This window comes from Rhizobium sp. CBN3 (assembly GCF_030518245.1).
In the GTDB taxonomy this organism is placed as follows: domain Bacteria; phylum Pseudomonadota; class Alphaproteobacteria; order Rhizobiales; family Rhizobiaceae; genus Rhizobium; species Rhizobium aethiopicum_A.
This window is the reverse complement of record NZ_JAULSE010000003.1, coordinates 481180-495408: the sequence shown is the minus strand read 5'-3', so window position 1 is coordinate 495408 and position 14229 is coordinate 481180. Positions and strand designations below refer to the sequence as shown.

Genomic DNA, 14229 nt, shown 5'->3' with positions numbered 1-14229 from the left:
TTTTCAGACAGCAAGGAAGCCGCCATCGACTGGCAGTACTGCGCCAGTGATCATCGGGGCGTCCTCTGAAATAAGCAGTGCGATCGAGCGCGCGACGTCGTCGACCGCTGCAAAGCGCGCCAACGGGTGGCGAACAATCATCGGGTTACGTTTGGAAGGCTCGGACCACGCCTTGGCGGCAAGCTCCGTCATGGTAACCGTGGGCGCCACTGCATTGACCCGGATTCCATAGGCGCCGAGTTCCTTGGCCATGACACGTGTCGCGCCTTCCAGTCCCGCCTTCGAAGCGGCGTAGGCCACGTGATCCACGAAACCACGATGTCCGGCGATCGAGGTCACATTCACGATCGTACCGCCGCCGCCGTTTGAAATGCGAGCCCGCGCGAACTCCTGCGCACAAATCAGCGCGGCCCGCAGGTTGATGCCGAGGACCTGCTCATAGCCCTCCTCGGTCATGTCGATGACGCTTTCAAGCACATTGGTTCCCGCGCAATTGATCAGCGCGTCTGCCAGTCCCGCCTTCTTCATGGCGGCGCGTGCTGCTGCATTGTCGGCGAGATTGACTGATATTACGGTTGCACCGAACGTTGCCGCAAGATCATCCAGATCGGCCTGCGTACGCGACAAGGCTACGATTCGAGCGCCACGGTGGCTGAGCAGTTCAACGCAGGCGCGACCGATACCCTTGCCAGCGCCGGTTATGATGACCGTTTTTCCTGTAAAGTCCGACATGGTTGATCCTTCGGATGCCTGTTGCTCAGAACGGGAGTCTTTGCTCGGATTGCCTGTCGAACACATGAGCCGCGGCAGGATCGACGTTGAGCCGTATCCTGTCGCCCGGCTTCAGCGCGTGGCGCTCGCGAAAGGCGCACAAGACCCGCTTGCCCGCCAATTGGACTGCAAGGAGAATTTCGGCCCCGGTGGGCTCGATCAACTCGACAGTTGCCGGTACGCCCGCATCGCCATTCGCCAGTATCCACTGGTCTGGACGTACGCCGTATATAACCTCCTGGCCGTTACTCGCCCGCGTGCCTTGTGGAAGGGGAAGGGCCGACCCGTCAGCGAGCCGCGCTGAGTTCAAGGAGAGATCGATCGTGGCCGGCAGCATGTTCATCGCCGGCGATCCGATGAAGCCGGCGACGAAGATATTTGCCGGCCTGTCGTAAAGCTCTAGTGGCGCACCGATCTGTTCCACCTTGCCGTCGCGAAGCACGACAATGCGGTCCGCCATTGTCATGGCTTCAATCTGGTCATGCGTGACATACACGGAAGTCGCGCCGAGGCGCTGATGAAGAGTTTTGATTTCCGAACGCATATCTACGCGCAACGCGGCGTCCAGGTTTGACAGTGGCTCGTCGAAAAAGAACGCCTTTGGGCGGCGAACCATCGCGCGCCCCATGGCAACACGCTGCCGCTGGCCTCCGGAAAGCGCCTTCGGATATCGGTCGAGATAGGGCGTAAGCCGCAACATCTCGGCAGCCTTGTCGACCTTGGTATTGCGATCCGCAAGATTCTCGCCGCGCAATTTCAGTGCGAAGGCCATGTTCTCCCGAACAGTCATGTGCGGATAGAGCGCGTAGTTCTGGAACACCATCGCCACGTCACGGTCCTTGGCGGCGATGTTGTCGACGCGATGTCCGCCAAGCTTGATCGTGCCGCCGGTGATCTCCTCAAGGCCGGCAAGCGACCGCAGCAGGGTGGATTTGCCGCAACCGGAGGGACCGACCAGCACGACGAACTCACCGTCGGCTATATCGAACGAGATGTTGCGCAGTGCGTGATAGGAGCCGTAATGCTTGTCGACCTGGTCGAGCTCGATCGTCGCCATGTGTCAATCCTTAGTCAGTTGTGGCGGCTTGGCCGCCGATCATTCGGGACGGGTCCACGGGCAGCTTCACCACGAGGTGTATCCTGCATCCGCCACTGAGATCCAACTTCCGCAGGTACATGCTACCTCCCAAGCTCGATCTGGATCTTCACGGAGGACGGCTTCGGTCGCACGGCGTAATCGAACGCCTCGACAGAATCCTCGAAAGCGTAGGTATCGGTGATCAGCGCGTCGACATTGATCTGGTTCGATCCCAACAGCGCGACGATGCGCGGGTAGACATGGGCGTAGCGGAACACGTGTTCGATGCGCAGCTCCTTGGTCTGGGCGATGACGACATCGAGCGGGACCGGCTTCAGGGGCATGCCGACAAGGACGATGGCGCCGCCGGGGCAACCATGGTGCGCCGTGTCGGCGATCACGTCGGCCGCGCCGGAACATTCGAAGACGACATCGACGCCCCAGCCGTCGGTTTCGCGGGCTATGACACTCTTCAGGTCCTGCGAGCGTACATTGACGGTCATGATGGCAGGGCCGAGCTTGCGCGCCACGGCAAGCTTTTCGTCGACAACATCGGTAACGATAACTCTGGCGCAACCAGCCGACAGCGCCGCGATCGCTGTCACCATGCCGATCGGCCCGGCGCCCGTGACCAGCGCGATCGCACCGGGCGTCAGCCTCGCTTTGGAAACTGCTTGAAAACCTACAGCCAGCGGCTCGACCATAGCGCCAGCGGCGTACGAAACGTTGTCCGGAAGCTTAAAGGTGAAGGCCGCCGGGTGGACCACGCTCGGTCTCAGTACGCCATGCACCGGCGGTGTCGCCCAGAAGCGCACCGCGGGATCGAGGTTGTAGAGACCCAGCCGCGACGCGCGACTTTGAGGGTCGGGAATGCCGGGCTCCATGCAAACACGGTCGCCCACTTTCAGGTTCTGGACCGCGCTGCCGACCTCTTCGATGATGCCGGCGGCTTCGTGGCCGAGGATCATTGGCTCGCGCACAACGAACGGGCCGATCGCGCCGTGAGTGTAATAGTGAACGTCCGATCCGCAGACGCCGACGGTCTTGATGGCGATGCGCACGTCGGTTGGACCGAGCGCCTCCTTCGGGTCCAGGTCGCGAATGCGCAGTTCGTCTTTGCGTTCGAGGACGAGTGATCTCATGTCTTCAGCCCTTTCGGATAATGAACACGGCGAGCGCCAGGCAGAGCACCGTCGCCACCCATAGGGGCAATACGCCCTCCAGGAAGCGCATCCAGAGAAGATGCACCAGGATTAGGATCACGACCGAGATGAAGCCCCTGTCGAAGCCGTTGGTTCGGATAGGCAGGAATCCGTCGCGTTGGGTTTTCTGGGGTTGAACGCCAGCCATCATCTTACCCTTTCAATGCGCCGAACGTGAGGCCGGTCACGATGTGCTTCTGGACGAAGCCGAGCACGATAAGGGCCGGGAGCGTGGTCAGGAACGCCATCGCCGCCATCTCGCCCCAGTTCGTTCCGGTCACCGAGACATATTCAGCGAGCGCTGTCGTCACCGTCCTGGCGTGAGCCGACGACGTTAGGGTCGCTGCGAACAGGTACTCGTTCCACGCGAAAATCCAGGTCAGGATGAAGGTGACCGCCAACCCCGGCCGCGCCAGCGGCAGGATGACGTTGGACAGCACCTGGCCGGTGGTCGCACCATCGACCCGCGCCGCTTCGTCAAGCTCCAGCGGGATCCCGTCGAGCATGCCCTTCAAGAGCCAGACGGCGAAGGGCAGGTTGAAGACGCAATAGAGCAGGATTAGGCCAATCTTCGTATCGAACAGCATGAAATCGCCGAACACGAACCACTTGGTGAACAGCAGGAAGAGCGGCAGCAGAAACACGGCTGGCGGCGCCATGCGGTTGGTGATCAGCCAGAAAAACACATTGTCACCGCCGCCGATTTTATAACGCGACAGCCCGAACGCCGCGAGCAGGCCGAGCGCGCACACCAGCGCTGCGTTCGATGTCGCCACGATCAGCGAATTCCAGAGATACTGCAGGAAGGTCGAGCTGTTCAGCACCGCCAGGAAATTGTTCCAGTAAAGATCGTCGATGAGGAACGACTTCGAATAAAGCTTCACGCGGGGGCGCATGGAAACGACCAGCATCCACCAGACCGGAAGCAGTGTCAGAATGGTCAGACATATCCAAAGGACGAAGGACGCTATACCGGAACGTCTCATTGTGCACCTCCCTTGCGGCCGGTCATGGCAACGAACAGCAGCCAGCTCAGAACGATCGTGACGTATAGCGTCAGCAGCGACATGGCCGCACCGTAGCCGTAGTCGGTCTTCGGAAAGACGTTGATCCAGATATGAAGGCCGATGAACCGGGTCGCCTCAGCCGGACCACCCTTGGTCAGCATCCAGATTTCGTCGACCGAGCGCAATGCGTCCATCAGCCGGATGAAGACGGTTGTCAGCAGCACCGGCTTCAACATCGGAACGATCACGTACCAGAAAATCTGCAGCTTGTTGCCGCCGTCGATCTGCGCCTGTTCGAGCGGTTCTTTCGGCAAGGCGGTCAGTCCCGCCATGAGCGACAGCGTAACGAACGGCGTCCAATGCCACAGGTCCATGATAATCGCGGTGACGAAGGCGTGATAGGCGTTGGTCGAGATGTTGTAGTCGATGCCGAACCACAGTTTCAGGTAGTAGGGCACGATGCCGAAGCCCGGAACGCAAAGCAGCCGCCAGGTAGCGCCGACTGCAATGGGCGCGACAACGATCGGCAGTGTGTGGATCGTGCGAAAGAACTGCCGGCCCCACAGGCGGTCCGCCATCAGCGCGCGGGCCAGGACGTAGCCTAACAACAGTTCGCTCACAACGACGAAGAATGCGAAGACCAGCGTGCGCGCAAGCGAGTTCAGGAATGTCGTGTCAAAAACGAGGCTGCGATAGTTCTGAAGGCCGGCCCAGCGCAGGGTTGGGTCGACTGCGTTGGTGTTCCAGTCGAAGAAGCCGACATAGAGAATGTAGATAAAGGGAACGAACCCGACGACGAACAGGATTAGCGTGGCTGGTGTTAGAAACAGCCATCCGATGTTGGATTGTCTCATCCTGCGCTCCGTCAGATCGTCCTTGACACTAATTCGCCTGACTACCAGCGCCGCGGGCAGGCCCGAAAACCGCAGTCAGGAAAGGGGCGGCCACCTTGCTGAAGGCGGCCGCCAACCGCTTGGGAGGTGCGGTCTTTTACTTGCGGTAGCCGAGCTTCACGAGTTCAGCTTCGGCTGCGGTGGCGGCCTGGTCCAGCGCATCGTCCGGCTTGATCTCACCGACGATCGCTTTGTAGATGAACGGCGCGACTACCTGCAGAACTTGCGCGTGGAACGGGAACGGCGGCGCTCCGGCGAACAGCTTTCCATCCTCACGCATCAGCGTGTAGTAGCCGTTCATCTTCTTGTCCTGATCGACGATCTTGGGATCGTCGTAGGTCGAGTTCATGACGATGCGGGAGCCGGCCAACGCCCAGTCGGTCTGCACTGAAGCCTGACCGATATACTGCAGGAATAGCAGCGACGCGTCCTTGTTCTTGGACGAATGGGGGATGCCGAACGCGCCACCATCGTAATAGCCGATATATCCTTTGCCGGATTCGGCTGCCTCCATGACACCCGCCTCGACGGGAGGCAATGCCACTCCCACCTTGCCGACGACGGTCGACTTGCTTTCGTCGGTAGCGATCCAGGCAGCGTTTTCACCGTAGACGAGGCCTTGGGCTGCGCGGCCGGCGGCAAATGTCCCGGCAACCTCGTCCCAAGTGGACGACGTCGATTCCGGCGGCGCGTATTTCAGCAGGCCGATCCAGTAGTTGAGCGCCTTCTTCGCGGCGGCGGAGTTCATCTGGCCGCCGTTCGCTTCGGTGGCCGCGAAGGTCGTGCCATCGATGCCCCAGTTGTAGACGCCAAAGGTCGGCGCGACCGACTCGAAGAATTCGTAGAAGGCGGCGGGGTGGCTCGACGAGGCCTGTACGGTGGTTCCCCAGAGCTCCTTGTCTGCGCCGTATTCGGTGAAGAACTTGGCGATCTGGGTATACTCTTCATGCGTCGTCGCGGGCTTCAGATCCGCACCGGTGGAATCCTTGTAGGCTTTCTGGATCGCCGGATCATCGAAAAGATCCTTGCGGTAGAGATAAGGCTTGATGAATGCTTCCATGGGAACACCCATGACATTGCCCGACTTCGGATCCTTGAAATAGTTCAGGAAAGTGGTGAAATTCTCCGGCTTGAAGTCCGGCGAAGCGATTTTCGCATTATCGGCGAGCGACTTGGTGATATCGACCAGGAAGTTCCGGGCCAGATACGTATATACGATGTCCTGCTCGATATAGACGAAGTCATAGATGCCGGTATTGGCCTCCATGTCCTTGATCGCCTTGTCGTACATCTGGTCCCAGGATGTCGCCTCGAATTCGACCTTGATGCCGGTCTCTTCGGTGAACTTCGGACCGAGCACCTGCTCGACATATTTCGATGCTGGGGTCGATTCCGAGATGCCCCGGATGGTTGCGCCCTGATAGGGCTGGGCGGCAGTCTTCCACCAGGAATCCTGAGCAAGAGCGGTCGAGCTCCAAAGGCCAAGCGAAATGAAGCCGACGCCCACGGCTTTGACGAAACTGTTCATTGTTCTCCTCCATTTGGATCGCAAAGTCGGTCCGGTTGTGCGTCTAAACTCTCCTCCAAGACGCCCAACGGACCACAATAGTTGTAGAAAGAACGGGTGGACACAAGCGCGGCCGTTGCGCAATACTGATACTCTCATGCGCGAAATACCGAATTTATTCATGATTTCTTGTGTGCGTTGCACAATCTAATATTGATTGTCGGCGTATGGGGCATGCTGGGAGGCACGGGAGAATGTGCGCAATGTCAGTTATTTCGCCGACGGTCGCGAGATTTGAATATGTCTTGACCGGCGCGGACGAGTCGTTCCTCTGGCGCCGCGACGACTATCCGTGGGAACGCAACGTCTGGAATTTCCACCCGGAGGTGGAGATCCACTATATTCCCAACGCCAGCGGCGTCCTACTTGCAGGCGATCATGTCGGCGCGTTCACCCCGGGCCATATTTCCGTCATCGGAAGCAACCTGCCGCACGACTGGGTGACGCCGCTCGGGCCGGATGAGCGCATTCCAGGACGTGACATCGTCATCCAGTTTCTGCCGGCCAAGCTGGAGCAGGCTTCGGCCTTCTTGCCGGAACTGGCGGGGCTGCGTGACTTTCTCGCCCGCGCAAAGCGGGGGCTCTCCTTCAAGGGCCGGGCGCGGGATCAGGCGGAGGCGCTGATACTCGACATGGAGTTCCAGTCCGGCTCGGTGCGGCTTTCGACCTTCCTGTCATTGCTCTCGCTGCTGCGGGACACCGACGAGTTCGATACGCTGTCTTCAGAGGCTTACGTGCCGGACCTGAGCTATGGTTCGCTCGAAGCCCTGCAACAGGTCTTCGCATATCTGTTCGCCAACCTGTCGGAGGATATCCGGTTGCCTGATATGGCTCGCATGGTTGGCATGAGCGACAGCGCCTTCTCGCGATTCTTCAAGAAAAACAGCGGCCACAGCTTCACCGACCACGTCAACAAGCTTCGTATCTGGAAGGCGGGTCAGCTATTGACCGATACCTCTATGCCGATAACGGACATCTGCTTCGAGGTCGGCTATCGCAATCTGTCAAATTTCAACCGGGTGTTTCTCCGCCACCACAACTTAACACCGTCAAAATACCGGAAACTGTCCACCAACCGCAGAACCGTTCCGTTACCTCAGACAGCGACAGATCATATGCCCAGTGCAGTGAGTCTAGCGGTCGGTCGATGATACTCAAAGAGGAGAAGATGTATTCTCTCCTTGCGACTTCATTATGCCCAGACTCGGACGCTCCCTATGAAAACCGGGTAATCACGCTGATCCCTGTTGCCTCAGCCTTGTCGAGCGCCATCAGCGCCGGCACGGCCTCCTCAAGGCTGACGCGGCGTCCGATCAGTTTCTGCGGGGCGATCTTGCCGGCCGCCAGCATGGACAGCATCGCGTCATAGCGCCAGGCCTGCATGCCGTGGCTGCCGTAGATTTCCAGTTCGTGGCCGATCACTTGAGCCATTGGAATCTGCGGGGTGGCGTATTCGCCGAGCATCAGCCCCACCTGCACATGCCGGCCGCGCCGGCGCAGATTCTTGATCGAGTTGAAGCAGGTGGCGGGGTGGCCGAGCGCGTCGATCGAGACATGCGCGCCGCCCTTGGTGATCTCGCGCACCGCTTCGGCTACGTCGGTGACTTCAGACGCATTGACCGTCGCCACCGCCCCGCATGCGCGCGCGAAGGCGAGTTTCTCTTCCGATATGTCGATGCCGATCGCATTGGCGCCGAGTGCGGTGGCGATCATGATCGCCGACAGGCCGACGCCGCCGCAGCCATGTACGGCGATCCATTCGCCGGGACCGGTGCGCGCCTGGTCGGCAACGGCGCGGAACGAGGTGGCGAAGCGGCAGCCGAGGCTTGCCGCCGTCGCGTCCTCGATCGAATCGGGCAGGTGCACCAGATTGGTGTCGGCATAATCGATCGCTACATATTCAGCGAAGGAACCCCAATGGGTGAAGCCGGGCTGGAACTGGTTCGGGCAGACCTGCTGGTTGCCGGAATGACACTCCGAGCAGTGGCCGCAGCCGGAAACGAAGGGCACGGTTACCCGGTCGCCGACCTTGAAGCGCATCACGCCACGGCCGGTGGCGACGATCCGCCCGGCAAGCTCGTGACCCGGCACATGCGGCAGTCGGATATCTGGGTCATGGCCCATCCAGCCGTGCCAGTCGCTGCGGCAGAGCCCGCTTGCGCCGACTGCGATGACGACGCCGTCCTCGGCAGGTGTGGGATCGGGCAGGGTGCGGATCTCCGGGGCCTGCTCGAAGGCTTCGTAGAACATGGCTTTCATCGGCGTTCTCCCTTATTCGCGCTTGCGTCCATGATCGCATGCGGCGGCCCGGCGATCCAACTGTCCTTCCATCATTTTTGCTGATGCACCCATCGACGGCGTCGCCGGTATCGCGCACGAATATTGCGGCCCTGCGCCGTCCTCCGGCATTTTCTTGCTTCCGCCTTTCCCGCTCGGATTTCTCCTTGACCCGGCGAGCCGCGGCGGTTTTTGCTTTCCCTGACTTGATAGGGAGGGCAGTATGGCCGTCGATACATCACCGCGTTCAACCACCTGGACTCATGTCGACGGGGAGTGGCTCTCCGGTAACCCGCCGCTGATCGGGCCGACCTCGCACGCCATGTGGCTTGGCTCCTCGGTCTTCGACGGCGCCCGCTGGTTCGACGGCATCGCTCCGGATCTCGACCTGCATTGTCAACGCGTCAACCGCTCAGCACTCGCCATGAGCTTGAAGCCGGTGAAGTCTGCCGAGGAGATCGCCGCACTCGCCTGGGAAGGCGTCGCCAAATTTGATGGCGCGACGGCAATCTACATCAAGCCGATGTATTGGGGCGAACATGGGTCGCCCGGCAGCGTCGTCTCGGTCGACGCCGAATCGACCCGCTTCGCGCTCTGCCTGTTCGAGGCGCCGATGGGCGGCCATGGCGGCACCAGCCTCACCGTCTCGCCCTATCGTCGTCCGTCGCCGGAAACAGCGATGACCGAGGCCAAGACCGGCTCGCTCTATCCGAACAGCGGCCGCATGATCGCCGAGGCGCGCAGCCGCGGCTTCGACAACGCGCTGGTGCGCGATCTCAACGGCAATGTCGTCGAGACCGCTTCCTCGAACGTCTTCCTTGTGCGCGACGGCGTGGTGATCACGCCGGCTGCCAACCGCACCTTCCTCGCCGGCATCACCCGCGCCAGGGTCATCGGCTTGCTGCGCAAGGCCGGCTTCGACGTTGTCGAAGCCACGCTCTCCGTGGAGGATTTCATGCAGGCCGACGAGGTCTTCACGACAGGCAACTACTCCAAGGTCGTCGGCGTCACCCGCCTCGACGACCGCGATCTTCAGGAAGGCCCCGTCACACGCAAGGCGCTGGAGCTCTACATGGACTGGGCCCACGGCAGAAGCGAGAGCGAAGAGTGATGATGAGGAGCGGTTCGGCGCAGCCGAAGCAATCGATCTAGTGAATCGATTGCAGCTGCGAACGCCCGAAGCGCAAGGATAGGGCATGGGCGGTCCGAGCTGGTAAGATTCAAGTCTGCGCCTCATCCGCCTGCCGATACCTTGGCCTGGGTCGAGCCACGGGCCTCAACCCGTCCGTTGGACCGCGTTTCGCAGGTCGCGACCGTCGATCTTTTGAAAATAGTATCTCAGGCCAGATCGTCGGCAGCGATGTGCTGGACTTCGATAATACGCTGCAAAGGAATTTGCGCGATCTGGTTTGCTTCCTCGACACGCTCGGCAGAGGGCGCATCGAATAGGCAGAAAGATTTCTCTTCCGATGGCACGAAGGTCGAGCGCAGATATCGAACCGGCTTGCCTTGTGCGGTCATTTCAGCAGTGACGACCTTTGCGCGTGCCGCGGCGGCTGAAAGCTGCTGCGGAGTGATGCCTGGCAAGTGTCTTTCGACCATATACTGTGGCATGATGGGTTTCCTTCTGTGTACTGGATGAAGTTCAACCTCGATGCGCTCACTTTGTAAGATGATAGCGCCGATCGGCGGTAAACGAAATGAGTATCTACTTCGCCGTTATCTTCACCGATCTCGTCCGCCACTCGGCGGTCTGGAACAATGTCTCAGGGGATGCGGCAGCGGAAATCGTCACGGAATACCGCTACCTGTCGCAGTCCCTGGCCAGCCAGTACGGCAGGCGGCATGAAAACTTCACCGGGGATGGCCACCTTTTTCTTTTCGAATCCGCGGACGTCGCGGTTCACTTCTCGCTGAAGCTCATCGCGTATTGGAAACAACGCCGCCGTTCTCTGGCCGCATCTCAGTACGGGCATGATCTTCCGATCCGGGTGGGCTGCCACTTCGGCGAATGCTACCGGATTGCAGACGACGACGCGTGGATCGGTCGGGCTATCAATATCGCGAAGCGCGTGGAAGCGAGCGCCGACCCGGACTCGTTGTTTATCTCACAGACTATTCTCGAGCTTATCGACCTTCCCGTTTATAATTTCGAGGATGCTGGAAGTTTCGAGCTCAAAGGCGACTTTCTGGCCTGTCGCCAGCTCTACAGGATGGTGTCCGTCGACCAGGCCGCACTTGCCGCAAGGCCCGAGGACAAAATGACCGCGGAGGACTGGTTCCTGAGAGGGGTCGGGTTGGGATCGCGAAGTACTGGTGCGGTGGAAGACGAACTGCTTTGCTATCGCAAGGCACTGGAACTCCGTGCCACATATCCGGAGGCTCACAACAATCTCGGAATTCTTCTGAAAAGGCTAGGTGACGCCGTCGAAGCCGCTGAGCATTACCAGGAGGCGCTCCGCCTTTGGCCGAATTATCCCGAAGGCCACTATAATTATGCGATCCTGCTGCAGGAAATGGGCGATATCGGCGGCGCGGAAACGCATTATCGTGACGCCATTCGCCTTCGTCCCGACTTTGTGGATGCTCGGCTGCGATATGCGGGCCTTCTCGAGGCGAATGACGATCCGGTTCAGACCGACTGCCAATACCGGGAAGTCCTTCGTCTCCGACCCGCCTTCGCCGAGGCCAATAACAACTACGGCGTCTTCTTGGAGCGGATGGGAGATATAGCAAGCGCAGAAGCCCATTATGCAAGAGCGCTGGAGCATCAGCCCGATTATGCAGAGGCGCATTACAATTATGCCATGCTGCTCGAACCGGGCGACCAGCATAGGGCAGAGGAAGAGTACCGAGCCGCTATTCGTGCGAGGCCGGACTATGCGGAGGCCCATAACAATCTCGCCGTCCTGCTTCACGAGAACGGGGACTTGCCCGCGGCAGAGCACCATTACCTCGCCGCTCTCCAGTTGAAACCGGACGACCCGGGTGCGAACTACAATTTGGCTCTGCTCGCTCAGGCAAAGGGCGACGCAGAAATGGCCAATCGCCATTTCCGGCTTGCTGAAGAATTGAGGAGCGGTGGCTAATGCAGCTCGCCAGGGCGCGACCGACGCGCGCGCCTCACGTCATCCACTTCCGATGCTCCGCAAATTTCTCGGCCAGCAAATCGATAAACAGCCGCACCTTCGTCGCCAGATGGCTGCGGTTGGGATAGACGGCGTTGATGTTGAATTCGACCGGCCGGTAGTCGGGCATGATCTTCACCAGCCGCCCTTCGGCGATATCGTCGAACACCACGAAACTCGGCGCCAGGAAAATGCCTTGCCCATTCAGTGTCACGAAACGCAGCATCTCGGCATTGTTCGAGATGATGTTGCCGCCGATCTTGACGCTCTCCTGCTTGCCCTCGCCATCCTCAAAGCGCCATTCCTCGCCATAGGGGTAATAGGCATATTGCAGGCAATTGTGATCGGCGACCTCGGCTGGCCTTTGCGGCATCGGGTGGCTGTCGCGATAGGCGGGCGAGCAGACGAGCATATGGCGCCAGGGCGTCAGTTTGCGGGCGACGAGGGACGAATCCGGTGGCGGCACGGTGCGGATCACCAGATCGTAGCCGTCCTCGATCATGTCGACCATCCGCTCGCCGACGCTGAAGTCGAGCGAGATCGACGGATAAAGCTCCATATATTCGCTGACGACGGGCAGCAGGAAACGAACGATGGCGCTGCTGGTATAGACCTTCAGCGTGCCGCGCGGCGTAGTGCTGAGCGCACCCGCCGTCCGGTCGGCCTCGTCGAGCTCGGCCAGGATCTGCGATGAACGTTCATAATAATATTTGCCGGTTTCCGTCAGGCTGACCTTGCGCGTCGTGCGATTGAGGAGCCTGACGCCGAGCCGGTCCTCCAGCGATTGCACGTGATTGCCGACCATTGTCACGGACATGTTCAGCCGGCGCGCGGCGGCGGAAAAACCGCCGCATTCCACCACCCGGCCGAAGACGGCAAGGCTTGTCAGTCGATCCATATTGCCCTCGGATTATCCGCTGAGAGTTGATGATCCTTCCCGATATAAGCAGATTATCAGAAACAGTGGCAGGGTGCATTTTCCCTTCAATCGAACAGGGCCTCTGAAACGGGGCCGGCATTGAAGGAGAAGTACGATGGTTGAGCTGCCCCGCAACGACGTTTTCGACACTGCCCGGCAGGCCGATGCCGCACCTGCGGCCGAAGCGCCGAGCGCCCCGGTGGCAGAAGCGCCTGTCGTCGAGGCTCCGGCTGCGGAAATTCCGGCGAGGACCGGCCGCAGGACTGCCAAGCGTGCGGTCATTGCCGCAGCACTGCTTGCCGGCATCGCCCTGTCGGGCGATTTCGGCTATCGCTATTGGACGGTCGGCCGCTTCATCGAATCCACGGACGATGCCTATGTGAAGACCGATTACACCACGGTCGCCCCGAAGGTCGCCGGCTATATCAGGCAGGTGCTGGTCAACGACAATGACGCGGTCAAATCAGGTCAGGTTCTTGCCCGCATCGACGACCGCGACTTCCAGGCCGCTCTGTCGCAGGCGAGGGCCGATCTCAAGGCGGCCGAAGCCGCCATTGCCAATATCGATGCCCAGATCGCCCTGCAGCAGTCGGTCATCGGCCAGGCCAGGGCAACGATCGATGCCTCTCAGGCCTCGCTGGATTTTGCCGTTTCCGATGCCGCCCGCTCGGCCCGCCTCATCACCAGCGGCGCCGGCACGCAGTCCCGCGCCGAACAGACCCAGTCGGCTCGCGATCAGGCCGCCGCCGCTGTCGAGCGCGACCGGGCCGCACTTGTGGCGGCTGAGAACAAGGTACCGGTTCTCGAAAGCCAGCGCGAACAGACGATTGCCCAGCGCGACCGGGCGGCAGCGGCCGTTCACCAGGCGGAGCTCAACCTTTCCTACACTGACATCGTCGCCGCCGTCGACGGCACGGTCGGCGCCCGTTCGATACGCGTCGGCCAGTATGTCACCTCGGGGACGCAGTTGATGGCAGTCGTGCCGCTGCATGCCGTTTATGTCGTAGCCAATTTCAAGGAAACGCAGCTCACCCATGTCCGCCCCGGTCAGCCGGTCGAGATCAAGGTCGACAGCTTTCCCGACACGGCGATCAGAGGCCACGTCGATAGTCTTTCGCCGGCAAGCGGCCTCGAATTCTCGCTGTTGCCGCCTGACAATGCCACCGGCAATTTCACCAAGATCGTCCAACGCATCCCGGTCAAGATCGTCATCGACGATGAAGCGCTGAGTGGCCTCTTGCGCTCCGGCATGTCGGTCGAGCCCGAGATCGACACCAAGGCCGCTCAGACAGAAGCGGCCGAGCGCAAGACTGCTTCCGAGCAGGGATTATCCAGCCCCGCTGGATGATTCTTCTCTTCTTCCGCGAATGACCCCGATCATTCCCCG

At 60.4% G+C, this 14229-nt stretch carries 14 protein-coding genes; 4 read left to right on the top strand and 10 right to left on the bottom strand.

Annotated elements, in window-relative coordinates:
* Positions 1-3: 3 nt before the first annotated feature.
* From QWJ46_RS07715 to QWJ46_RS07685, 7 genes are all read right to left on the bottom strand, one after another.
* The gene (locus tag QWJ46_RS07715) at positions 4-732 is read right to left on the bottom strand and encodes an SDR family oxidoreductase (protein ID WP_302750236.1); all 729 of its coding nucleotides are present in this window, start codon (positions 730-732) and stop codon (positions 4-6) included.
* A 25-nt stretch (positions 733-757) separates the two neighbouring features.
* Positions 758-1828 carry an ABC transporter ATP-binding protein gene (locus QWJ46_RS07710; RefSeq protein ID WP_302750235.1) on the bottom strand — a complete coding sequence of 357 codons (1071 nt, stop codon included), beginning with the start codon at positions 1826-1828 and terminating at the stop codon, positions 758-760.
* 122 nt (positions 1829-1950) lie between these two features.
* Positions 1951-2991 carry an NAD(P)-dependent alcohol dehydrogenase gene (locus tag QWJ46_RS07705; protein WP_097599883.1) on the bottom strand — a complete coding sequence of 347 codons (1041 nt, stop codon included), beginning with the start codon at positions 2989-2991 and terminating at the stop codon, positions 1951-1953.
* 4 nt (positions 2992-2995) lie between these two features.
* The gene (locus QWJ46_RS07700) at positions 2996-3202 is read right to left on the bottom strand and encodes a DUF2160 family membrane protein (RefSeq protein WP_010052171.1); all 207 of its coding nucleotides are present in this window, start codon (positions 3200-3202) and stop codon (positions 2996-2998) included.
* Between the two features lies 1 nt (position 3203).
* Positions 3204-4037 (bottom strand): carbohydrate ABC transporter permease, encoded by an 834-nt coding sequence (locus QWJ46_RS07695; RefSeq protein ID WP_085777431.1) that lies wholly within the window; start codon positions 4035-4037, stop codon positions 3204-3206.
* Complete coding sequence (locus QWJ46_RS07690; RefSeq protein ID WP_085777432.1) at positions 4034-4912, bottom strand: carbohydrate ABC transporter permease; 879 nt, start codon at positions 4910-4912, stop codon at positions 4034-4036. The genes QWJ46_RS07695 and QWJ46_RS07690 overlap by 4 nt, the downstream gene beginning before the upstream one ends.
* A gap of 136 nt (positions 4913-5048) precedes the next feature.
* The gene (locus tag QWJ46_RS07685; RefSeq protein WP_097599882.1) at positions 5049-6479 is read right to left on the bottom strand and encodes an extracellular solute-binding protein; all 1431 of its coding nucleotides are present in this window, start codon (positions 6477-6479) and stop codon (positions 5049-5051) included.
* A gap of 242 nt (positions 6480-6721) precedes the next feature.
* On the opposite strand from QWJ46_RS07685, the gene QWJ46_RS07680 reads away from it, so the two are divergent.
* Positions 6722-7669 (top strand): AraC family transcriptional regulator, encoded by a 948-nt coding sequence (locus tag QWJ46_RS07680; protein WP_302750280.1) that lies wholly within the window; start codon positions 6722-6724, stop codon positions 7667-7669.
* A 64-nt stretch (positions 7670-7733) separates the two neighbouring features.
* Here QWJ46_RS07680 and QWJ46_RS07675 read toward each other — a convergent pair whose 3' ends face one another.
* Complete coding sequence (locus tag QWJ46_RS07675) at positions 7734-8777, bottom strand: zinc-dependent alcohol dehydrogenase family protein (RefSeq protein ID WP_302750230.1); 1044 nt, start codon at positions 8775-8777, stop codon at positions 7734-7736.
* Between the two features lie 241 nt (positions 8778-9018).
* On the opposite strand from QWJ46_RS07675, the gene QWJ46_RS07670 reads away from it, so the two are divergent.
* Positions 9019-9906, top strand: a complete 888-nt coding sequence (locus QWJ46_RS07670) for a branched-chain amino acid aminotransferase (protein ID WP_302750228.1) — start codon at positions 9019-9021, stop codon at positions 9904-9906.
* 227 nt (positions 9907-10133) lie between these two features.
* Here QWJ46_RS07670 and QWJ46_RS07665 read toward each other — a convergent pair whose 3' ends face one another.
* Complete coding sequence (locus QWJ46_RS07665; RefSeq protein ID WP_064692247.1) at positions 10134-10409, bottom strand: DUF4242 domain-containing protein; 276 nt, start codon at positions 10407-10409, stop codon at positions 10134-10136.
* A gap of 86 nt (positions 10410-10495) precedes the next feature.
* Between QWJ46_RS07665 and QWJ46_RS07660 the strand changes: the two genes are divergently transcribed.
* Positions 10496-11884: a tetratricopeptide repeat protein gene (locus QWJ46_RS07660; RefSeq protein WP_302750225.1), complete on the top strand. Its 1389-nt coding sequence runs from the start codon at positions 10496-10498 to the stop codon at positions 11882-11884.
* Positions 11885-11918: 34 nt separating this feature from the next.
* On the opposite strand, the gene QWJ46_RS07655 is transcribed toward QWJ46_RS07660, so the two are convergent.
* Positions 11919-12821, bottom strand: coding sequence for a LysR family transcriptional regulator (locus QWJ46_RS07655; RefSeq protein WP_302750223.1), 903 nt, complete (start codon positions 12819-12821; stop codon positions 11919-11921).
* Between the two features lie 136 nt (positions 12822-12957).
* Here QWJ46_RS07655 and QWJ46_RS07650 point away from each other — a divergent pair, with 136 nt between their 5' ends.
* Complete coding sequence (locus tag QWJ46_RS07650; RefSeq protein ID WP_302750222.1) at positions 12958-14190, top strand: HlyD family secretion protein; 1233 nt, start codon at positions 12958-12960, stop codon at positions 14188-14190.
* Positions 14191-14229 lie beyond the last annotated feature (39 nt).